Annotated in this window: 23 protein-coding genes; 13 read left to right on the plus strand and 10 right to left on the minus strand. The window is 40.0% G+C overall.

The annotated features are described in order from the left end of the window. Positions 1–31: 31 nt before the first annotated feature. The 7 genes from MUW56_RS19225 to MUW56_RS19255 all read right to left on the minus strand — a co-directional run bounded on the left by MUW56_RS19225 (position 32) and on the right by MUW56_RS19255 (position 4233). Complete coding sequence (locus tag MUW56_RS19225) at positions 32–325, minus strand: alpha/beta hydrolase (protein ID WP_292014706.1); 294 nt, start codon at positions 323–325, stop codon at positions 32–34. 306 nt (positions 326–631) lie between these two features. Beyond that, on the minus strand, positions 632–979 hold the full coding sequence (locus MUW56_RS19230) for a 4Fe-4S dicluster domain-containing protein (protein WP_292014707.1): 348 nt from the start codon (positions 977–979) through the stop codon (positions 632–634). A 138-nt stretch (positions 980–1117) separates the two neighbouring features. Next, on the minus strand, positions 1118–1441 hold the full coding sequence (locus MUW56_RS19235) for a 2Fe-2S iron-sulfur cluster-binding protein (RefSeq protein WP_292014708.1): 324 nt from the start codon (positions 1439–1441) through the stop codon (positions 1118–1120). A gap of 5 nt (positions 1442–1446) precedes the next feature. After that, positions 1447–2499 (minus strand): NAD(P)/FAD-dependent oxidoreductase, encoded by a 1053-nt coding sequence (locus MUW56_RS19240; RefSeq protein WP_292014709.1) that lies wholly within the window; start codon positions 2497–2499, stop codon positions 1447–1449. 1 nt (position 2500) lies between these two features. Then, positions 2501–3070, minus strand: a complete 570-nt coding sequence (locus tag MUW56_RS19245) for an NADPH-dependent FMN reductase (RefSeq protein ID WP_292014710.1) — start codon at positions 3068–3070, stop codon at positions 2501–2503. Next, positions 3067–3600, minus strand: a complete 534-nt coding sequence (locus MUW56_RS19250; RefSeq protein ID WP_292014711.1) for a DUF2480 family protein — start codon at positions 3598–3600, stop codon at positions 3067–3069. Before MUW56_RS19250 ends, MUW56_RS19245 begins: the two co-directional genes overlap by 4 nt. Positions 3601–3606: 6 nt before the next feature. Beyond that, the gene (locus MUW56_RS19255) at positions 3607–4233 is read right to left on the minus strand and encodes a superoxide dismutase (protein ID WP_292014712.1); all 627 of its coding nucleotides are present in this window, start codon (positions 4231–4233) and stop codon (positions 3607–3609) included. A 193-nt stretch (positions 4234–4426) separates the two neighbouring features. Between MUW56_RS19255 and MUW56_RS19260 the strand changes: the two genes are divergently transcribed. Together MUW56_RS19260 and hxpB are read left to right on the plus strand one after the other, a co-directional pair. Then, the gene (locus tag MUW56_RS19260) at positions 4427–5047 is read left to right on the plus strand and encodes a metalloregulator ArsR/SmtB family transcription factor (RefSeq protein ID WP_292014713.1); all 621 of its coding nucleotides are present in this window, start codon (positions 4427–4429) and stop codon (positions 5045–5047) included. A 31-nt stretch (positions 5048–5078) separates the two neighbouring features. Beyond that, positions 5079–5729, plus strand: coding sequence for a hexitol phosphatase HxpB (hxpB, locus tag MUW56_RS19265; protein WP_292014714.1), 651 nt, complete (start codon positions 5079–5081; stop codon positions 5727–5729). Between the two features lie 41 nt (positions 5730–5770). Here the strand turns inward: hxpB and MUW56_RS19270 are convergent, their stop codons facing one another. Continuing rightward, the gene (locus MUW56_RS19270) at positions 5771–6397 is read right to left on the minus strand and encodes a sigma-70 family RNA polymerase sigma factor (protein WP_292014715.1); all 627 of its coding nucleotides are present in this window, start codon (positions 6395–6397) and stop codon (positions 5771–5773) included. Between the two features lie 242 nt (positions 6398–6639). Here MUW56_RS19270 and MUW56_RS19275 point away from each other — a divergent pair, with 242 nt between their 5' ends. The 10 genes from MUW56_RS19275 to MUW56_RS19320 all read left to right on the plus strand — a co-directional run bounded on the left by MUW56_RS19275 (position 6640) and on the right by MUW56_RS19320 (position 18384). Then, the gene (locus MUW56_RS19275; RefSeq protein ID WP_292014716.1) at positions 6640–7587 is read left to right on the plus strand and encodes a FecR family protein; all 948 of its coding nucleotides are present in this window, start codon (positions 6640–6642) and stop codon (positions 7585–7587) included. Positions 7588–7657: 70 nt separating this feature from the next. Continuing rightward, the gene (locus tag MUW56_RS19280; protein WP_292014717.1) at positions 7658–10954 is read left to right on the plus strand and encodes a TonB-dependent receptor; all 3297 of its coding nucleotides are present in this window, start codon (positions 7658–7660) and stop codon (positions 10952–10954) included. A 37-nt stretch (positions 10955–10991) separates the two neighbouring features. Next, positions 10992–12296, plus strand: coding sequence for a hypothetical protein (locus MUW56_RS19285; RefSeq protein ID WP_292014718.1), 1305 nt, complete (start codon positions 10992–10994; stop codon positions 12294–12296). 58 nt (positions 12297–12354) lie between these two features. After that, complete coding sequence (locus tag MUW56_RS19290) at positions 12355–12531, plus strand: hypothetical protein (RefSeq protein WP_292014719.1); 177 nt, start codon at positions 12355–12357, stop codon at positions 12529–12531. Positions 12532–12587: 56 nt separating this feature from the next. Beyond that, a complete protein-coding gene (locus tag MUW56_RS19295) occupies positions 12588–13886 on the plus strand; it encodes a hypothetical protein (RefSeq protein WP_292014720.1) in 1299 nt (432 codons plus the stop codon). 78 nt (positions 13887–13964) lie between these two features. Then, positions 13965–14888: a T9SS type A sorting domain-containing protein gene (locus MUW56_RS19300; RefSeq protein WP_292014721.1), complete on the plus strand. Its 924-nt coding sequence runs from the start codon at positions 13965–13967 to the stop codon at positions 14886–14888. Positions 14889–15067: 179 nt separating this feature from the next. Next, on the plus strand, positions 15068–15808 hold the full coding sequence (locus tag MUW56_RS19305) for a hypothetical protein (protein ID WP_292014722.1): 741 nt from the start codon (positions 15068–15070) through the stop codon (positions 15806–15808). Beyond that, the gene (locus tag MUW56_RS19310) at positions 15789–17153 is read left to right on the plus strand and encodes a S41 family peptidase (protein WP_292014723.1); all 1365 of its coding nucleotides are present in this window, start codon (positions 15789–15791) and stop codon (positions 17151–17153) included. Before MUW56_RS19305 ends, MUW56_RS19310 begins: the two co-directional genes overlap by 20 nt. Before the next feature lie 155 nt (positions 17154–17308). Continuing rightward, on the plus strand, positions 17309–17578 hold the full coding sequence (locus MUW56_RS19315) for a hypothetical protein (protein WP_292014724.1): 270 nt from the start codon (positions 17309–17311) through the stop codon (positions 17576–17578). Positions 17579–17661: 83 nt separating this feature from the next. Next, positions 17662–18384, plus strand: coding sequence for a sterol desaturase family protein (locus MUW56_RS19320; protein WP_292014725.1), 723 nt, complete (start codon positions 17662–17664; stop codon positions 18382–18384). A gap of 42 nt (positions 18385–18426) precedes the next feature. Here the strand turns inward: MUW56_RS19320 and MUW56_RS19325 are convergent, their stop codons facing one another. Beyond that, complete coding sequence (locus MUW56_RS19325) at positions 18427–18849, minus strand: helix-turn-helix domain-containing protein (protein WP_292014726.1); 423 nt, start codon at positions 18847–18849, stop codon at positions 18427–18429. 52 nt (positions 18850–18901) lie between these two features. Between MUW56_RS19325 and MUW56_RS19330 the strand changes: the two genes are divergently transcribed. Further along, complete coding sequence (locus MUW56_RS19330) at positions 18902–21151, plus strand: excinuclease ABC subunit UvrA (protein ID WP_292014727.1); 2250 nt, start codon at positions 18902–18904, stop codon at positions 21149–21151. Positions 21152–21295: 144 nt separating this feature from the next. Here the strand turns inward: MUW56_RS19330 and MUW56_RS19335 are convergent, their stop codons facing one another. Next, positions 21296–22342 (minus strand): phytase, encoded by a 1047-nt coding sequence (locus MUW56_RS19335; RefSeq protein ID WP_292014728.1) that lies wholly within the window; start codon positions 22340–22342, stop codon positions 21296–21298. Positions 22343–22349 lie beyond the last annotated feature (7 nt).

Genomic DNA, 22349 nt, shown 5'->3' on the forward strand with positions numbered 1-22349 from the left:
AAACCCTTCTTTTAAATAGATTCTATTCAGATTAAAACTCACGGTCCCTATCCTTAATGGTTCTTAATTTTGATTTAAAGAAGACGTCAGCTTTTGTATTAAACTCATCGGTATAAACAATTAAGGTACTGTGGCCGGAATTTGGTAAGATCCATAAATTTGCTTTTGGAATATTTCTGAAAATTTCAAGAGTATGCTCTGGTTTTATAACATCATTATCTCCTCCCACGACAAGAACAGGAACTTTAATGCTGTGCAATGTCTTCGGATCAATATGGGGCTGTTCACTTAAAAGCTTTTTATACTTAAGGACCCCTGTAATCAAGATCTGTTTTATCTTTTTTTAATGCGAATTGTTCTCTAACCGGATTTTTCTAAAAGTGTTGAATAGTTGCTTTTAAGCTCCTGGATTTTGTTTTGAGCCGATAATAAAAGGGAAAATAGGCTAAGGAAAAATAATATCTGTTTCATAATTTAGATTTAAATTATTTTTGATATTCCGTTTCCAGATAAGGGGGAGATTTTCAATTTTTGTTACAGTATACCTCATATACCAAATTAGGATCATTGAAGAACTGCGCAGGCCAACGTATTTTCTTTATTGTTTTGTTGTATAAGTTGTTATGATTGTTTATGTATGCAAGAATTTCTGACGTTCAAATAATACTTCCTCCGGTTCGCGGTGATCAGGATCATCTATACAGCAGTCTACCGGGCAAACCGCCTTGCATTGGGGTTCTTCATGAAACCCCTTACATTCAGTACATTTTCCTGAGACGATATAATACACCTCATCTGAAACAGCCGGATTAAAAGCACTGGCATCTCCTACCGTACCATCTGGGAATGTTACACTGCCTGAGAGTTTTGTTTTATCCTGCCAACGCCAGTCGATAGCTCCTTCATAAATGGCTGAATTAGGACATTCAGGCTCACAGGCCCCACAGTTGATACAGGCCTCTGTTATTTTTATAGCCATGTTATTTATTTTTTAGATTGTTTTAAAAAGGGACTTCTTCAACATTGTACTGTTTTGGAAATCCCTGCCAAACTTAATTAAAGCAGTTTCAACACTTAATAAGCATCATAAACTGTGCAAACTTTTATTTTGGAGCAGTTAATCTGCTGCTATTTTTATGGCAAGACCATCCATTTCAGCTGTCAGATGGATCTGGCAGGCTAATCTGCTGGTTGTATCAGAATTAAAAAGTTCTGATAATAAAGCTTCCTCAATATCATTTTTGTCGGGGAGGGAAATGATTTCACTCAGAATGTAGCAATGACAGGTAGCGCACATGGCCATTCCGCCACACATCGCTTCCATAGGTAATTCATAAGCCTTGCAGATATCCTTAAGAGTCAATCCCATTTCCAAAGGACAGATCAGCGTGTGTTTACTTCCGTTTTGATCTGTTACGGTGATTGTAATTTCATCTTTCATAGTGATCAGTTAAGGGTAGCGACTACCTGTTTTTCTGCCTGTTTCTTAGTTCCGTCAAAGCCTTCTATACCGCTGACGGTGGTGTATTTCAATACAAATTTTTTATTGGGATTAAGACGCTGGTATATACTTTGGCAGGCAATAGCTGCTTCATGGAATCCGCATAAGATCAATTTCATTTTATAAGGATAAGTATTGATATCTCCTACAGCATAAACCCCTGGAATATTGGTTTGAAAATCTGTGCTGTTATCTACTTTTATGGCATTCTTTTCCAGTTCCAGACCCCATTCGGTTAGAGGTCCGAGTTTAGGTACCAATCCAAATAAAGGAATGAAATAATCTGTTTCTATAGTCTGCAGACAGCCTTCTTTTTCGATAATAATTTCTTGTAATGTATTAGTTCCCTGAAGCCCGGTTACTTCCGCCGGTGTGATAAGGTTAATCTTCCCGTCATGCTTTAATTTTTTCACTTTCTCAACAGAATCCAATGCTCCCCTGAATTCATTCCGCCTGTGAATTAAAGTAAGGGAAGAGGCTGTTTCTGCAAGATGGATCGTCCAGTCCAGCGCAGAATCGCCGCCTCCGGCAATCACGACATGTTTTCCGGCATAATCTTCGGGCCGTTTGATGAAATAGTTTACTCCGTAGCCTTCATAAGCACGGATATTTTCAATAGGTGGCTTCTTAGGTTCAAAACTTCCCAGACCGCCTGCAATGACAACCGCTTTGGCTCTATGTTTTGTCCCTTTATTGGTGATGACCTCAAAAAGGTTTTCCTCCGGTCTGAGGAGATGTACAGCCGTTTCATTGAATGTAAATCCGGGTTCAAACTGTTTGATCTGCTCATAAAGATTTTCAATAAGTTCCCCTGCAAGTACACTTGGAAATCCGGGAATATCAAAGATGGGTTTCTTGGGATATAATTCTGATAACTGGCCTCCCATTTGGGGCAGTGCATCTATAATATGGCAGCGCATTTTGAGAAGACCGGCTTCAAATACTGTAAATAATCCTGCAGGGCCGGCACCAATGATCAGTATATCTGTTTCTATCATGTTATGGTTGGTTTATGGTCGTTTTTTCTATTTTTTTTGAGGTGGCAATATTGATAAGCTGATCAAACTTACCGGAATAGAGAGCCGATATTTCTGTTTTACGGTCAGTATCAAATAATGAAGACCGGACAACAGGAACACTGAAAGGCACTGGCCACGCCCGTAATGATTTGGCAATGGCATCCATCGCATTGATTCCCTGCATGGCCTGTAATCCATCGGCCCAGCATACCAGTCCTACAGTTTTATCCGTAAGATAAGGTTCATATCTGTTGGCTGTCACTTCAAGCCAGTCCAGGCAGTTTTTCATGACCCCCGGAATACTTCCATGATAAAGAGGAGCCAGCCAGAAATGAACATCAGCATCTGTAAAAAGCTGGGCCATGCGCTCTACAGCCAAAGGCGTCTTGGTAAGGGTAGTATCAAATAATGGGATGCCGGAGTCGGCAAGCGTAAAAATATCAGTCCGGATTCCCAATGCCAGCAGACGTTCTGCAAAATATTTGGAAATGGTTCCTGAAGTAGATTCTGCTCTTCTTTCCAATGATCCGTTGAATAGGATTGCTTTCATTTTGTTTTATTTTCTGTTTTGAAAATTACTTTAGGCAGCCCTATTTCACCATACATCAGGCTTTTGACCAGCGGTTTCAGAAGTCCGGCGGCTAATAAATAGAGGGCAGGGTCATGTTCTGCCCGTGCTCTGACTACCACTTTCTGATTTTTATACTGCTTCAGATCTGCATAGGTGAGGCGGCGTTTCCAGAGATCAAGCAGAATGCTTTCTGCATTGTTTAAATCTGCATACGCTGCATAAGATGATAATTTTTCCATGAGAAACATATAAGCCCACGGCGGAATAATAGCATCCGTAGAACAGATAATCGCCACAGCTTTTTCATGATACACGGAAAAATCTATGGCTGCAATTGATTCTTTAAATTCCTTTTCTTTGACAATCATCCCCATAAAAAGATGATCTTTGAGATCCAGTTCTACAATCTCTGTAGTCGGTTTATAGTCTGAAAGATCGAGAGCAATGATGCCTGAAGCTTCTGCTTTATTGATGAAGGTGTCCTGAGTCATAACTGATGTATAATTCAATAGGGGTTATTTTATTTTTGAAAGAGTTTCCTCATATTTTTTCTCCACTGAAGACCAATCCAAAACAGACCAGAATGAATCGAAGTAATCAGCCCTTTTATTCTGATACGCCAGATAATAGGCATGTTCCCAAACATCGATTCCAAGAATGGGAAACCCTCTGTTCATCGAAAGAATATCCATCATCGGGTTATCCTGATTAGGGGTAGAGCATACCGCGAGAGATCCGTTGAATTTTACAAACAGCCAAACCCATCCGGAACCAAACTGTGCTAGGCCTGTTTTTTTCATGTCTGCTTTCAGGTTTTCAAGGCTTCCAAAGGCTGCGGTAATAGCATCATTCAGCTTTCCTTCAGGCTTCAGCTTTGGGTTGGGAGAAATGATTTCCCAAAATAAGGAATGGTTGTAATGTCCACCACCATTATTTCTTATCGCTGGACTGTATTCACTGATCCTTTGCAGCAATGAATCCAGATCAGGATGGGTTTCATGAGTCTGCTCCAATGCGGTATTCAGATTGTCAACATATGCCTGATGGTGGCGTTGGTGGTGAATGGTCATTGTTTCTTGGTCAATAAAAGGTTCCAAAGCGTTATAGGCATAAGAAAGCTGAGGTAATGTAAATGGCTTCATTGTAGTTATTTTTTTGATTAATGTATCGCAAAGGTAAAAATATATTTTAATAAAACAACTAAAAAGTTGTTTTATTAAAATGGAGAAAATAAAAGATAACCTATTGAAATTGATTGTATTAATCTATTTATTAAAGATTATAGAAAATGCCTATATTTGTTGTTGAAAAATAAAACAACCAAAATATTGTCAAATGAAGAAGCCGGCAGCAGACCGTATTCTGATGTTCTTAAAGATGAGGGGAGAAGCTACTTCACTCCTTATTGCTGAAGAATTGACCATTACGAAAGAAGGAGCGAGAAAGCATTTACTGAATCTTGCTCAGGAAGGATTGATCCGGTCCTCTGTGAAGAGTGAAGGAGTGGGCCGCCCCTCTGCTTATTATACTCTTACGGAAAAAGGATGGGCCCAGTTTCCGGACACTCATGCGGAAGTAACGGTTCAGCTTCTGAAGTCTGTAAAGAATCTTTTAGGTGAAAATGCATTGGAACTGTTGATCAGCGATCGTGAAAAAAAGACCCATGACCGGTATGAAAAAGTACTTTCGCAAACAAAATCTCTTGAACAGCGTCTTGAAATTCTGGCCAATATTCGGAGTGAAGAAGGATATATGGCGGAATGGAGAAAAGAAGGGCAGGAATATTTTCTGATTGAAAACCATTGCCCGATATGCGCTGCCGCTACAGAATGCCAGGGATTCTGCCGTGCAGAACTCTCCAATTTTCAGTCGTTGATCGGGAAAGAATATACCATTGAAAGGATAGATCATATCATTTCTGGCGGCCAGCGCTGCGTCTACAAAATCAGCCATTAACATTTTCCTAATTTTTATTTATTGAAAAGAAATGGCTTTAAAAGCAGTGATATTTGACATGGACGGAGTTCTCGTAGACTCAGAAGGATTCTGGGCTAAGGCGGAACTGGATGTATTTTCATCCTATGGCGTACAGATTACAGAAGATCTGGCGGCACAGACAAAATATATGACCACCACAGAGGTTACAGAATTTTGGTATGGGAAGTTTCCCTGGGAAAATCTTGATATACCTTCCGTAGAGCAAGAAGTTGTTACAAGAGTGATCGGACTTATACAGTCGGAAGAGTGTACCATGTCCGGTGTCCAGGATTTTATCAGGCATCTTAAAAATAAAGAGTATAAAATAGGCCTGGCCACCAATGCTCCTTTGCGGGTTGCAGAAGCCGTTCTTAAGAAACTGCAGGTCCGTGACTTATTTGATACCGTAAATTCATCAGAATCTGAAATACACGGAAAACCGCATCCGGCGGTTTATCTTGCCTCTGCAAAAGAATTGGGAATAGGTCCTGAACATTGTATTGCTATTGAAGACAGCCATTCCGGATTAAGGGCAGCTAAAGAAGCTGGTATGAAAACAGCCGTTTTTACGAATAATAATGAAAATATAGATTTTGAAATAGCAGATTTTAAGATCAGAAACTTTAAAGATGCTCTGCTGCCTGTATTTAGCGGTGAATGATGAATCCGCTTTACTGAAAATTTAACTAGAGCTGTAATTATTCAATACCTTGTCAGCATTTCCATCAGCATAAGGATCGAAACCAGTTTTTTAGAAGACTGGTATTCAGGGTTCAGCTGTTCACGGATTTCTCCCAAAGCTTTGCTGAGTTTATTGCTGACGGTTTTATTGCTGATACCTAATGCCTCTGCCGTTTCATTCACAGACATATTCTTCCGTATCCTCATGTCATATACCTGCTGTTCTGTGGAAGGAAACTGTGAAACCACTTCATCAATCATAGCCAGTAAAACGGAGATTTCATTTTCTTCAAGAATTTCAAAATATTCATTGTCTGCCATCTCTATTTCCGGAGGAAAATCAATTTCATCAATGCTCAGAGTGGGAGGTGCTGTTTTATAGCGGTTATAATAATCCAGGATCCGGTAGTGAAGATAACGGAGCAGATAGCCTTTTGCACTTTCTGACTCATCTGTCTGTATGGTATCTGGATTTTCAATGATTTTCATCCATAAGTTCTGAAGCAGCTCTTCAGAAGCTTCCTTATCTCTGGTCCTCATGAAGACAAAGCGGTACAGACTGTCCCAATACCGGTCATACAGCAGCATAAATGCAGGGCGGTCGCCTGATTTTATTTTCTTTAATAAAGTAGAGTCTGTTAGGTTCATATCGTTGCAGCAAAATTACCTAAAGGAAAATTAACTTTTTGTGAACTTTAATTATGGTAAGGTTAAATATTTCTGAAAATCTATGCTTGAATATGAATGTAATGTTGAGTAAATGTAAAGTAGGTTGAAAATGAACAGTATTCTGGGTTGAATGTAAACAGAACGTTAAGAATCTCCCGGGGAAGTTTTTCATTTTCATAGTCTTATAGATAGAAGTATCTGTGAATACGATGAACTATTTTATGAAACGTTTACCCCATAAAAATATTGAAGCCTTTGTTTTCAGGCTTTGGACACGCGAAGTTTCAGGGGAGAAAATCTCTGAAAAAGAAAAGGAAATAATAGAGCAGTTGAAGCTCCATACAGAAAAAGATGTGGATCCCCTTCATATGAAAGAATCGAGGGAAAGGGTCTTATCTGCATTGGAGCATTATTTTGCACCCTCTGAAAAAACAGGCCATATAAGATCCTTTAAAAAGTATGTTTACAGGATAGCGGCGGTTATTATACTTTTGCTTTCACTGGGAGGGTTCTTTACTTACCAGGCTTTCTTTAAAGCCGATGTTTACGCTACAGAATCCGGGAACCGTACGGTTCATTTAGCAGATGGGTCAGTAGTGACATTATTACCCGGAGCAGAGCTTACCGTGGCGAAATCATTTCCTGCATCAACCAGGGTTGTAGATCTAAAAGGAGATGCCGTTTTTTCCGTAGCCAAATCAAAAATACATCCTTTTATTGTACATGCGCAGGGTTTCAGTACCCAAGTGCTGGGTACGGTATTTAAAATCTCACAATCCGGAAAGAAAAAAGCAGTAGATCTTTACGAAGGCAAGGTAGCTGTATCTTCTGCCGGAGTGCCTGTTTCTTACCTGAAACCCAATCAAAAGTGGACAAATTTTGGAATTGCCCATACTACGGCGATCATTTCATTTGCTCCGGACAGAGTTTCGGGGAAAAAAGTTCCTGAACTGCTGTCTTTAAGTTTTAACGATGTCCCGTTAAAGGAGGTTATTACGCTGCTTGAAGGAAACTACAGTACAAAAATCTATTATCCGAAAGAAACTGAAGACAAAAAGATCACTGCGGATTTTACAGGAGGAACCGTAGGAGAAAATATTGAATCACTGGCTTTTATCCTGGGATTGGAAGTTCAGAAAAAGGACAATACCTACATTTTGAAAAAATAAAGCAGACCATAGTCATCATCAAAAAATTAAATAATCAGATAACCCTTAATTAAAAAGAGAACATTTACGTATGAAAAGTTTGAAATGTGGTCTTACCATAGCAGCATTATTTTTTACTGTAGCGGCAGAAGCGCAGGAATTGGTTCAGAAAGTTTCATTTTCTGTTCCTACAAACAGACCATTAATTGAAGTATTGGAAGAATTTGCAGGAAAAACCGGGATGAGGCTGGCATATTCAAAAGTAGATATCAAAGAGCTGAAGGTAAAAGGAGTAAAATGTGAAAATAGTTCGATCAACAGCTGTCTGAAAGACATTACCAACGGACTTCCTGTCGTGTTCCGCCTGCATGGAGATCTCATTTCAATCAAATATGAAAACTCTCAGGTTTCCGTACCGGGAAACGGACGTATCTCCGGGAAAATCGTTGATGAAGTAGGAAGACCTGTCGCCGGTGCAGAAATTAATATTGCCCAGAAGACTGTAGTGACAGACAATAATGGAGATTTTACAGTAGATCTTCCTTCAGGAATGTATACGCTTACGATTAAAGCTCCCAGATACAATACACTCCGCGTAGAAAAGTTGGCAGTGGCCAATAAGGAAACAAATACCGTTTCATTTGCATTGAATACTGTTTCTGATAAAATTACAGATATTAAAGAAGTTGTAGTGACGGCAACCCGTAAAGCGGATACCCAGGCAGGATTGCTTGCCCAGCAGAAAAAGGCTGCCCAGATGAGTGACGGTATTTCTGCCGAGCAGATCTCTAAGACCCCGGACAGCGACGTTGGGGGAACCTTGAAAAGAGTCACCGGAATCACCACCATAGACAACAAATACGTAGTGGTACGCTCCATGGGGGAACGCTGGAATACCGCTGCAATGGACGGGATCAACCTGCCCAGTACTGAAGCATATAATCAGAACTTCTCTTTCGATATTATTCCTACCGCTATGGTGGAAAGTGTGGTGGTGAGCAAATCGGCAACGCCTGACATGAATGCCAACTTTGCGGGCGGCTATGTAGAGGTGAAGACCAAAGATATTCCCAACGAAAATTTTACTACGGTAACGCTTGGAACATCTTATAACGATCAGGCCGCATTTAAAGAATTCCTGACCCGTAAGCGCGGAAAGTATGATTATTTCGGATATGATGACGGAACAAGAGACTTCCCGAAAGGACTTGAAGCGGTGAACTGGAACAATCCGATATTCTTCGAACAGTCAAAACAATTCGTCAATGACAATTTTACAACGTATAAGACGAGAGGGGATATGGGCTCCAATATACAGCTGGCATTGGGAAGAACGTATGCCCTTAAAAACAATAATAAATGGGGTTTTGCAGGAGCATTTATCATAAAGAACGAACAGAATAAACTGGATATTGACCATACGGGAAGGGGAAACTGGCTAGATACTACGGCACCTTATGATCCCAATTGGGAGATCAAAGGAACAGCTCCCATCACATTTTATAATTTTAAAAATAAAGGAGCTTCTTATAATTACAATTCTACAGTGGCAGGAATGCTTAATTTCGGCTTACAGCTCAATAAAAACAGGATTTCTTTCCGTAATTCATATACCCATATTTATGATAATACCCTGACCAGAATTACCGGCTGGGGCGAATATATGGGAGGAAGTGGTATGCCCTCCAATGCTGAAACAGCCTATAATTATTTTTATTACGGAATGATTCCAAACAATGATCCCTCACAGATTAAATCTTTAGACACTCCTCACACAGATAATGCCAATTACCCTGTTTATCAGTCTTTCTTGCAAAATAAACTGGAAGGAAACCACAAAACCGGAAATATGGAGATCAACTGGTTTGCAGCGAGAACGGGAGTTTCGTCGGATACCAAAGATTATACCCTGCACCAGGCCTTATATGATTTTATAGGCAATGAAATCCTAAGCTATCACAGAATAAACAATTCTTCAAGTGATTTTGCCAGAGGATATATTGAAAGTAAAGAAACCGATTACAATTATGGAGCCTCTTTTAAAATAAATCTTGACAGGGAAAGCTTTAAGAATGATCTAAAAGTGGGCTATGCCGGAGCTTCAAAAAAGAATACCAACGAGCAGCAGAAGTTCTTACTCAGAGTAGATGAAAACAGAAATGTCCCGAACAGCAGTATATTAACATTATACGGTCCTCTTTCTGAGTGGTTCGACGGTTCTCATTACGTGCCGGGAGGTATTGGCTGGCAGACGAGGCCGCTGTATAAAAATGAGAAATATGAAGGAGAAGTAGAGCAGCATGCAATGTATGTGATGTTTGATAACCGTTGGAGAAATAAATTCAGGCTGGTCTGGGGATTGCGGGCAGAATATTTTAAATACAATCTGATTTCCCAGCAACTGGAACCTCAGGATAACAGGAATTTTTCTAAAACCGGTGTTGAAGATAAGCCATGGCAATGGATGCCTTCTGCTAATTTTACCTACAGTCCCACCAACAAAATCAATCTGAGATTAGCCTATAATAAAACCGTAATCCGGCCTCAGTTTAATGAAAGAACGGGATTGCCCTATTTTGATCCGGTGTCGAACGGTTTGATCTATAACACGGAGATGGTTTCATCGGTAGTCAATAATTATGATTTCAAATTTGAGTGGTTCCCGGGGTTGGGTGAGATATTTTCTGCCGGAATATATTATAAAAATATAGACCGTCCTATCGAGCGTGAAGGATATATTTCCAATGAAGGAAATCTATACCTGTATAACGGAAATTCAAAGAATGCAAAGCTTAAAGGTATTGAAGTGGAAGTAAGAAAGAATTTAGGCTTCATTGCAGAAGATTCTTTTCTTTCAAAACTTTTTGTAAGCGGAAACTTTACCTATAACGATACTCAAGTAATTGCTTTTAAAGACAGAGAGAAAACTACAGATGATGATGCCACCTACGAAGTGGGAAGACCTCTTTACGGGCAGACTCCTTATGCCTATAACTTAGGGCTTATGTATGATGGTGAGAGATTGGGGGTTAATTTTTTATATAATGCCAAAGGAGATCAGTACATCACGGTAGGATATGGCTATAACGAAGAAGAGATCCAAAGGCCTTATGCCGTGGCAGATGCGCAGATTTCCTATAAATTCTTAAGAAACAGGAATCTTGAAGTCAAATTCAATGTCCGAAACCTTTTCAACAGGGTAAAAGAGTATTACAACAATTACAATTCTTATGCAATTTCAACTGGCGGAGGTAATGTAGCGACAAGCAGGGAAGCTTGGGGACTTCTGCCGGGTGCTACCGATAAGTACGACAAGGATATTGACAAGATTATGTTTCGTGCATACAGCGGAAGAATATTTGGTCTCAGTGTGAATTATACATTCTAATAGTTTGATTTAAATGGATTTAGTACAACTTAAAACAATGAGAAAACTGATTTTAACCACTATTGCAGCATTATCATTGACTGCCTGTAAGGATGACCATCTGCCAGATTCTTCTGCTCCGTTCGATATAAAGCCGGTCTCCGCGGAATACATTACCGTTTCATCTCTTCCTGTAACTGCCGTAAGCGGTCAGATTACAAGCAATACCACCTGGAGCGGAGTCATTGAGATGGATGGAATTATAACCGTAAAAAACGGAGCTACCTTAACGATTCTTCCGGGAACCTACATTAAGGCAAAACCTAATGTTACGGGAGCTGCTACCGGAGTTCTTGTGATTACAAAAACGGGAAGAATCAATGCGGCAGGTACAGAGTCTCAGCCTATTATTTTTACCAGCTATAAACTGTTGGATGGAAATGAAGATACCACGGCAGTTCCGGGTGACCTGGGCGGGATTATTCTGTTAGGAGATGCGCCTACCAATGTACCTTTTACCACCTCAATTGAAGGATTATACCTAAGCAGCGATTCTTATTTCGGAGGGAGCAATCCCGGTCATAATGCAGGGATCATGAAATATGTACGTATCGAATTTGCCGGCTACGACTATACGGGTGGAAATTCAGGCAACGAAATTAATGCTTTATCATTAGGAGGTGTTGGATACGGAACGACCTTAGATCATATCCAGGTGTCTTACAGCAAAGATGATTCTTTTGAGTTTTTCGGAGGAACGGTCAATGCTTCCAACCTGGTATCTTTTGCTGCCGAGGATGATCATTTCGATTTTGATAATGGATATACAGGAACTGTTACCTGTGCATTTTCCATGGCAGATTATAACTCAAGGCATGCTGTCAACTTAGGCGGAAGCCCTGATTCTAACGGGATCGAATTGGATAACAATTCAACAGGTATGGCCACGGCTCTGATGACCAATCCCGTGATCAACAATCTTACCATCATCGGTGCAAAAAACGGAGCAGCAGGACAAGGATTAGCCTACGAAAACGGGATCCATATCAGGAGAAACGGAAGGCTCACATTGAATAATACAGTCGTTACAGGTTATCCTGCAGGAATCAGAGTAGAAGGAACCGGTTCAGTACTTTCTTCCCATTCCGGCTACAACAGCATACAGGTACACGGATTTGAAACTTCCGTTACAGGAGCCGGTACATCAGCAATTCCCGCCGCCAATCTTCTGAAAGGATATACTGCTTCGCTATGGGGCATGAAACAGCCATTCTTTAATGAAGGCGGATGGAATATATCTCCGCGAAACTGCGGGGATTTTCAGGGACTTTGGACAAAATATGACTTTGCCATTTTAGAATAAAAATTTGAAAAGAAAGAGCTCTCGACATAGAAGCGTACAGGTTTCGGTAACCTGAGGCATGAGCCAGATCAATACTGATGATGCGCACACCAGTACCGGATCAGCCAAAAACCGGACGTTGCTGCCTTTCCCGGACAGCAGCGGAACATCAGGGAACCCCGGTAGGACAGCCCCTCCTGGAATACAGGGTGAAAATAAAACCAAATCGCAGGAATATAGAGGCGGATATTCCTAAATATTAAAAATTTCCGGACATAAATCAAATTCCCGGATCTATTAAAAATTATAACAATGAAAAGATTAACTTTAATTGCAGTTGCTGCACTATCTCTTACTGCTTGTCAAAATGATCATCTGGCTGACTCTTCAACACCTTTCGAAATGAAGCCTACTTCTGCTGAGTATATTACAGCTTCTTCGCTTCCTGTAACTACTGTTAGCGGTGCAATTACTTCTAATACTATCTGGAGTGGAGTCATAGAACTTGACGGTACTGTAGCCGTTAAAAATGGAGCAACACTTACGATAAAGCCAGGGACATTTATCAAAGCCAAACCTAATGCATCAGGAGAAGGTTCCGGAATATTGGTGATCACAAAAACTGGTAAAATCAATGCTACAGGTACAGAATCTCAACCTATTATCTTTACAAGTTACAAATTGTTGGATGGAGACGAAAATACAACGGCAACTCCGGGAGATTTTGGAGGGGTTATCCTTTTAGGGGACGCACCTACCAATGTACCTTCTACAACAACTATTGAGGGTTTAACCGGTAGTGATTATTATTTTGGGGGAACTAATCCTTCTCACAATGCAGGAATCATGAAATATGTACGTATTGAATTTGCAGGGTATGATTTCGTAGGAGCCAACTCCGGAAACGAAGTGAATGCCTTATCATTGGGAGGTGTTGGAAATGGAACTACATTAGATCATATCCAGGTATCTTACGGGCAGGATGATTCTTTTGAATTCTTCGGAGGTACAGTAAATGCTTCCAACTTAATATCTTTTGCTGCAGAGGATGATAACTTCGACTTTGACAACGGATATACTGGAACCATTACCTGTGCACTTTCTTTGGCAGATTACAATTCAGCTCATACTGTAAGTGGCGCAAGCCCTGATTCTAACGGTATCGAATTGGATAACAACGCAGGAGGTACCGCTACAACATTGATTACCAATCCTGTGATCAACAATCTTACCATTATTGGTGCTAAAAATGGAGTAGCAGGACAAGGATTAGCTTACGAAAACGGAATCCATATCAGAAGAAACGGAAAATTAACATTAAATAATGCTGTAGTAACAGGATATCCTGTGGGAATCAAAGTAGAAGGTACAGGTTCTGAACTTTCTTCGGCTTCCAATTTAAGCTCAATCCAGGTACACGGATTTGGAACTTCTGTTACAGGAGCTGGAACAGCAGGAATCCCTGCTTCCAACTTATTAACAGGAACTACCGCTTCTCTATGGGGAATGAGCCAGCCATTTTATAACGGAGGAAGCTGGAATGTATCGCCAAGAAACTGTGGAAACTTCCAGGGAATCTGGACGAAATACGATTTTTCAATCGTAGAATAAAAACTTTACAAGCAGGGAACAGCATCATATGCTGATTCCTTGCTTTTTATTTCTTAAAAAATCTTAATAATACGTATCATGAAAAAAATAATTTTATCATCTGTTCTGTTTTTATCTCATTGGGCAATGGCCCAGGATATGGTATGGGGTAATTCTTTTGACTCTCAAAATGACCTTCAGGGATGGACTTTCCATGACCTGAATAATAATGGCAATGCATGGGTACAGGGGCAGAATATCTATAACAGCGGTACTTCTCTAACCTATGGAACAGAAGGCGTTCTCCGCCATTCTATAAGTTTGGTTCCTACCGGCAGTGCTACCGGATTTGCAGGTGAAAATGACTGGATTATTTCTCCTCAGATTGATCTGACATCGGCAGCAGGTACCATTACTATGACAGCCTCTATAGGAAGACAGAGAACCAATCATACTATTGTCGGAAGAAGCCTTTATATCTATGTAAGTACCCCTCAAAAGCAGGTTCCGGACTTATCCGATTTTCAAGCACTCGCAGTAGACGCCAATGGAAATGATATTCCAAGTCTTTATAAAATACAGGCGGGAAGTTCAAGCAATCCATTTTCGTCAGATCTTACCCAGTTTGTAGAATGTCTTGTGGACCTTTCTGCTTTTGCAGGAAAGAAAATTTACATTGGAATGTGGTCTAACAGAAAAACCAATGGTGATAACGCTCAGAATATCAATATTAATGAAATGGCCATTTATGCCAGCTCATTCCTCGGCACAAAGGATGTAAAAAAGAAAGAAAATCTAACGAAAATAGCAGAAAATCCTGTAAAGGAAACTTTAAAGCTGCAGCTTAATCCAGCATTGAAAGAAAACACCGCTGTGGTAAATATCTACAATATGGCAGCCCAAAAAGTGCTTACGGTTCAGTATTCCAGATCCATCCATATAGCCGGTTTATCGGCTGGGGCGTATATCGCTGAAGTGACTGATGGAAAAACTACAGAACGATTGAGATTCATTAAAAAATAACCGTTCTGTTTTTTAACATACAGAAGCGGGCATACATTTTTAAATATACAATAATGGATGATCATCTTGTGAAAGAGGTTATCCAGAACATATCCAACTAGTTTTTTTAATTGTCTTATTGCCCTGCACCTTGGGGTAGGGCAATATTTCAAAGTTTAAAATGATAATCCAAGAGAAAGATGAATAAAATCTTTGCATTACTATTATTGATCCTATTATTTTCCTGCACAGACCATGCTGTAATGGAGAGATATGATAAAATACAAAAACCAGGAGACATTAGTGTTAAAGGGTATTCCAAACCCGATGTCCTTCAGCTGAGGCTGAACGGAACTCCTGTATCTATTAACGGAAATACCTCATATACCAATAAAATAGAGACACAGCTTCAGTTTGTACTGGATGAGGGAGAAGTCAATACGTTGGGAATCTATAACAATGACACCGGAGCCGAAATGGCAGCATACCATATTACCTATAATAATATAGAAGACTATAAAGATTTATATTTCTTTAATCTCCCGGGGATTTTCCTCCAGACGTATGTTGTAAAACCCCAGGTGAATTTTGGGAAAGTGGGGTTTGAATTTATTTTTCCCAATCTGGGGGAATTTTCCGGATCCTCTCTTACAAATGTCAAAGGGGTTTTAAAAAGAGAAAACGGGGTGGTATTGGCAGAATTTGAAGAAATCGGGAAAGGTAATTTTACAGCGGTAAAAATCTACAGTTCTTTCAGCTCAACAGCTCCGGTATACCTTGAATTGTACAAGCCGGGAACTGCAGAACCTTACGCGGGATCTGAAATGATTAAGGTTAAAATAAAACAGCATACAGGTGCCAATATGATCGTACTTCAGGAAAAATTAGAAAATGGAGTATGGGTAGTAAAAGGGGACATCGATGTCGCAGAATATTTATAATGGTATGAGTAATTTTTTTAAGTTTCAGTGGATAATCATAGCATTTTTTGTCATTTCATGTACAAATAATGAGGAAAATGTTCCTGTTTTTCCGGAAGGAAGCACCGAATCTGTTAATGTCTGGGTACAGGACAGCATGAAACGGTATTATTACTGGGCCGGTCAGATGCCTGCCAAACCGGATTACCATCTTCCTACAAAAGATTTTTTTAAAAGTCTGCTGTCTCCCCAGGACCGGTTTTCGTTTATGGTCAATACGGCAGACCCTTCCAGCTATCCGCGTTCCATCCGGAATATGTATGGTTTCGATTATACGGTCATTCAGCTTGCCAATGGAGAAGTTGTCACTGTAGTTAAATTGGTCCTTACCCATTCTCCTGCTTTCAATGCGGGACTGGAAAGAGGGATGATCATTACCAAAATCAATGGAAAAGCCATTACGGCAGCCAATGCAGAAACCATTACCTCATCCATGAAGGACCATACTGTGATCAATCTTAGCGTTGGCAACTGGAAGAATGAGACAGTCACTGATGAGAAGGATCTTACGGTATATTATGGATATTCCCTTGAACAGCCGGTATTATCTAAAATTTTTGAACACAACGGCAAAAAGACAGGATATCTGTATGTCTATGATTTTCCGGATGGGATGACCCCGGTATTCAATCAGAAGTTTGCTGAGTTTAAAGCTGCCGGAGTACAGGAGCTTATTCTGGATCTCCGGTACAATTACGGTGGTTCCGTATCTGCTGCGGCCGCCCTTTGCTCACTGATCCCTTCAGGAATATCGGCAGGCTCTCCATTTATTGTATTTAAAGGAAATAAAAACGGAGGTGAAGTGAAAAGGACGTTTGCCCAGCAGATTGCCTATGACCCGAAAGCTCTTGATTTTAATATTTTGCATGCGAATTCATTAGCCCTGAATAAAGTGTATATCCTGACTTCAAACAGCACGGCATCAGCGGCGGAAATCGTTGTCAACAATCTGAAACCTTACCTACAGGTTATCCAGATTGGAGATGTTACCTTGGGAAAGGATATGGCTGGGTTTACAGTAGAAGACAAGCGGAAGCCCAAAAAAATTTCATGGCAGATGCATCCTGTTATTTATAAAGTATTTAATGCCAATGGAGAGGGAGAATATGCGAACGGAATTTCACCCCAATGGACGGTCAGCGAATACAGTAAACTTCCGTTGCTTCCTTTGGGTGATCCCGGTGAGACCTTAGTTTCATCAGCCCTCAATAAAGTGTACTTAAAATCTGCAGGCTACGATGTATCGCAGAAAGGACTTAAGATTTTATATCAGAGCGATGTCCCTTTTGCCATGACGGGGAAGTAGTTTTTTGGCGGAAAAGGGAAGGTCAATTCGCTTATCCGCTGATACAGTTTATAAAAAACAAAAACAGAGTAAACAAAACAACGGATAGCAAGACGAATAGGAACCTTTTGTAAATTTGCCTTTCATCCAAAATAATCAGATAAAAATGTAAGACTATGCAGGGAATAGAACCAAAACTTCACACGAGTCTGACCAGTCGTATTGAATACTATCGAATGTTAATAGAAACAGTGGATGATTCTGAGACCCGGTCTTCCGATGTTATCACACAGATCTCAGCATTAGGGGAGCTGTATGAAGAGTATCTGCTAAATAAAAAAAATCTTGAACAAAGCATTAAAAATTACCGGGAATATCATAATGATTTAAGAAAAAAACTCACGGTAAGACTTCGGGAGCTTAAAAGAAAAGAAAGACAGAAATAAAGGCTGGGCTTTTTATCCGTTTTCTCTTCTGCTTTTCAATGAAATTCATACATTTACAGCATTAAGTTGACAGATGACGAATTATGAGTTTGAATGAAACTGAGCTTTCCGGATATTTAAATACATGTTGGCAGTTTTCATGGCCTCAATGGATTGTATTGAGCCTTATCATCAATATTTTTTTATATGCCTTTTCAATAGGGCTGTACCTTTTCATTGATGGGACATGCCGTAAAAACAAGCTTCAGGTGCAGGATCATCCCGTTACAGGATCAGATTTTATTCTCAGCCTTATGACCATAGGATGTAACTGCCTGGTCATGCTGATAGGTGTTTTTTTATGGAAAAACAGCTGGATTGAGTTAGGACGGGATTATTCAGGAGTTTTGATTTTTACAGAAGTTTTAGCTTTGTTGCTTCTGATGGATCTGATGATGTATTTCTTTCACTATGCCGCTCATTTGCCCGTAGTCTATAAAATGCTTCACGGAAAGCATCATGAGCATGTAAGTACCAATTTTTTAAGCCTTTTTGTGTTGCATCCGTTAGAAACCATTGGTTTTGGATTAATGATGCTGGTGTTGTTGATGGGATATGATTTTTCTGTTATTTCGATTTCAATTTATCTGTTGCTGAATCTGATCTGGGGAACCATAGGCCATTTGAACAGAGAGTTTTTTCCCTCCCGATTTGACCGGCTTTTCATTGGAACGACCCGTTTTCATAATCAACACCATGTGGATGAAACGAAAAATTTCGGCTTTTATACCTCTATTTGGGACCGGCTGTTTGGAACTTATCGATAAGCAGGATCAGATTGATCTGTTTAAATAGGCTTGGTCACCGTTTTACAAGCGGATGTTGTTCAAAACTTTATTCAACAGGCCATTCAATGATTCAAGCTCCTTCAGATTTAAAATAGAAGCGGTCTGCCGGGTTATATTTTCCCGGAAGGTTTCGGAATTTTCCACAATAAAGCTCCCTTTTTCAGTGGCATACAGATTGAATTTTCTGCGGTCTGTTTTATCCTGTTTCTGAATAATCAAATCATGAGTGATCAGGAATTTTAATTGTTTCGAGACCGCTGCCTGGCTTACCTTAAAGGCTGTGGAGATTTCTCTTCCGGTTGTACCTTTCTTCCGAAGAATAAATTCAATAATATTATAATGAACAGCCGTTACCCCGTTGATGTATCCCTTGTTCATATGGGCAAGTATCAGGCACTGGAAATCGGTGAACGTGTTAAAAAACTCTTTTTCGATGGCTTTCATAAAATAAATTGCTTAACTTAGTTAACTATTAACAAAGATAAGCATTATCAACATGGAAAATATAGAAATTACAAATGCCAGGCAAAATAATCTCAAAAATATTTCCATAAAAATTCCAAAAAACAGGATTGTTGTTTTTACGGGAGTATCGGGTTCGGGAAAATCTTCCCTGGTATTTGAAACGATCGGTGCAGAAGCTCAGCGGCAGATTAATGAAACCCAGAATAGCTTTGTCAGGAACCGGCTGCAGCATTATGGCATACCGGATGTCGATAAGATTGAAAACCTCAATGTTCCCATTATCATCAATCAGAAGAGGCTGGGAGGAAATGCAAGGTCTACCGTAGGAACGGCAGCCGATGTATATGCTTCCCTGAGGCTGTTATTTTCAAGAATGGGAAAACCGTTTGTGGGATATTCCAATGTTTTTTCATTCAACAACCCGCAGGGAATGTGCCCGGAATGTGAAGGGCTGGGTTTTGTCCAGACCGTGAATATTAATACCCTGATTGATAAGAATAAATCTTTGAATGAAGGGGCCGTCAGATTTCCGACTTTTCAGCCGGGAGGATGGCGCTTAACAAGATATACATTATCCGGTTATTTTGATAATGATAAAAAGCTTAAAGACTTTTCCGATGAAGAATGGAAGCTGTTGTTATATGCACAAGAACATAAACCCGGGCATCCACATAAAGAATGGGGAAAAACTGTAAAATATGAGGGAATTATTCCAAGAATTGAAAAAGCATTCCTTAAGAAAGATTCAAAGGAGAATGTAACAAGGAAAAATGCGTTGAAGAATGTTGTTGTGACGAAAATGTGCCCGTCCTGCCAGGGAAAACGGCTCAATAAAAAGATATTATCCTGCAAAATTGAGGGGAAAAGTATCGCAGACTGTACAGCACTTTCCATTGATGAATTGTTCGGGTTTATCAGCTCCCTGGAATCAAAAACGTACGAGGTGATCATTAAGGAACTTTCCGGGAAACTACAGAATATAATCCATATTGGATTACAGTATCTGACATTGGACAGAAATACCGATACGCTTTCGGGAGGCGAATCCCAGCGGATAAAAATGGTGAAAAATTTAGGAAACAGCCTGGTCGATCTGCTGTATATCTTTGATGAACCCAGCATTGGCCTTCATCCCAGGGATTTACAGAATATCATCAGCATTATTCAACAGATCAGAGATAAAGGAAATACGGTTTTAATTGTGGAGCATGATCCTGACATTATTAAAATGGCAGACTGGGTGATCGATATAGGCCCGGGTTCAGGGAAAAGCGGAGGGAAAGTGGTGTATGAAGGAACATTTGAAGAATTAAAAACATCTGCAGGAAAAACAGGATCTTATTTTTCAGAAAAACCTGCTGTCAAAAAGAACCCAAGAAAATCCACGCATTATTTGGAGATTAAAAATGCCAATCTGTATAATCTTAAAAATATAAATGTCAATATCCCGACAGGGGTGATGACTGTGGTGACCGGAGTGGCCGGTTCAGGAAAAAGTACTTTGATCAACAGGGTACTGCCGGATTTTTATCCTGATCTGACGGTCATAGACCAGTCGATGTTTGCAGCAAGTGCCCGTTCAAACCTGCTTACCTATTTAAATATATCTGATTCCGTACGCCAGCTTTTTGCCCGTTCAAACCATGTTTCAGAGAAACTGTTCAGCAGAAACAGCGAAGGGGCCTGTAAACATTGTAAAGGATTGGGTATTGAAAAAATAGACCTTGCATTTATGGATGATATAGAACAGCCATGTGAGGAATGCGGAGGTTCAGGATTTGATCCTGAGGTCCTGCACTATCAATACCATCAAAAAACGATAGTAGACGTTATGAATATGACCGTTTCGGAGGCAATGCATTTTTTTACCGATGAAGCTATCATTAAACATTTTGAGATCCTGGTAACATTAGGACTCGATTATCTGACATTGGGACAGCGGTTAGATAGCTTTTCAGGCGGAGAAAGACAGCGTTTGAAATTAACCAGGGAGCTGAAGCATCGCAATCAGATCATTGTGCTGGATGAACCGAGTACAGGTCTACATCCAAGTGACACCCGGAAACTGTTATCTTTTTTAAATGACCTTGTAGATCAGGATAATACATTGATTGTTATAGAACACAATTTAGACATTATTGCCCAGGCAGACCGGATCATTGATATAGGGCCGGGTGCGGGAAAATTGGGCGGGAAAATTATGTTTGAAGGAACTCCGGAAGAATTATTGAAAAATAAAACATCCTTCACCGCTGAATTTCTGCGTAAGCATATTGAATGAATAAACCATTAAGATGTCCATTAATAATTAGAGATTGAGACCATCCACACCGTTATCGCAAACCGGAGTGAAGCAGTCTCTTAAAGCGGGAATTATCTCAATACTTAAAAAATTACTGAACCTTAATGGCTTAATCGCTGTAAACTATTTGGAATGATTTGAAGACTTTACTGCAGATTTAATGCTTTCTTCCATTATTCTCCAGTCATAGTAATGAAAAACCCTGCCATTGCTCATAGCAACGAATACTCCTTTGGGAAACTTTGGCCCTACATTAACGTTTGTGACTTCAGAACCGTCACTTTCACGCGTAGACACAGGGATTTCTGCAATGCGCCCTTTTGCGGGATCTTCTCTCAGATATACATTAAACGTATCATTCTGTTGGTTTGAAACCAAAATATATCCGTTCTCTTTGGAAGTGGCATAAATGGAGATGCCCTCTACATCAGATTTAAAATCCCCTTTCCCGAAAACAAGCAGCTCTTCATTTCCTTTGGCCGGATCGGCATAATACTGATGCACTCCAAATTGCTCATCAGAGTAATAGATATATCCTTTTTCATCATCTACAGCGATGCTTTCAATTTCTTTTAATCCACTGTATTTTCCAAACTTACGGACTACTTCTCCTGTAATGGTACCCTGTTTTTCAGAAAGCCGGTACTGCCAGAGATAGCCGTCGCTAGGGCCGGATTTTCTGCCGACAATGACAGATATAGCTCCTGTTTCCGGATTTTTATACATCGAAATTCCCATCGGGCCCCGTTCTGTTTCTCCATTAAATACAGAAATTTCTCCTATTTCCTTTAATTCAGGAAGTGCATAGAATTTTACCTTGTTGGTTTCTCTTTCAGTAACAGCTGCAATATCTGTTTTCTTTCCGTCAAGCATAAAACCATACTCGATATCTACGTTATTGGGACGCTTGAGCCCTGCAACTTTATGAATGATCTTTCCGTGGAGGTCAAAGGCATACAGTCCGCCATCGGTGTCTTTATCTGTTCCAATGATGATACTTTTTGAAGCATCTTCGGGATTGATCCATATCGCGGGATCATCGGTATCATGCATTACCGTTTCAGTGATGACGGCCGGCTTTAATTTTGCGCTTAAATCTTTCTGTCCTTTACAGCCGATCACGAGAGGAAAAACTGAAAGGGCAGCGATATAATATATTCTCTTCTTCATAAGGATC

Source organism: Chryseobacterium sp., assembly GCF_022869225.1.
Classification (GTDB): Bacteria; Bacteroidota; Bacteroidia; order Flavobacteriales; family Weeksellaceae; genus Chryseobacterium.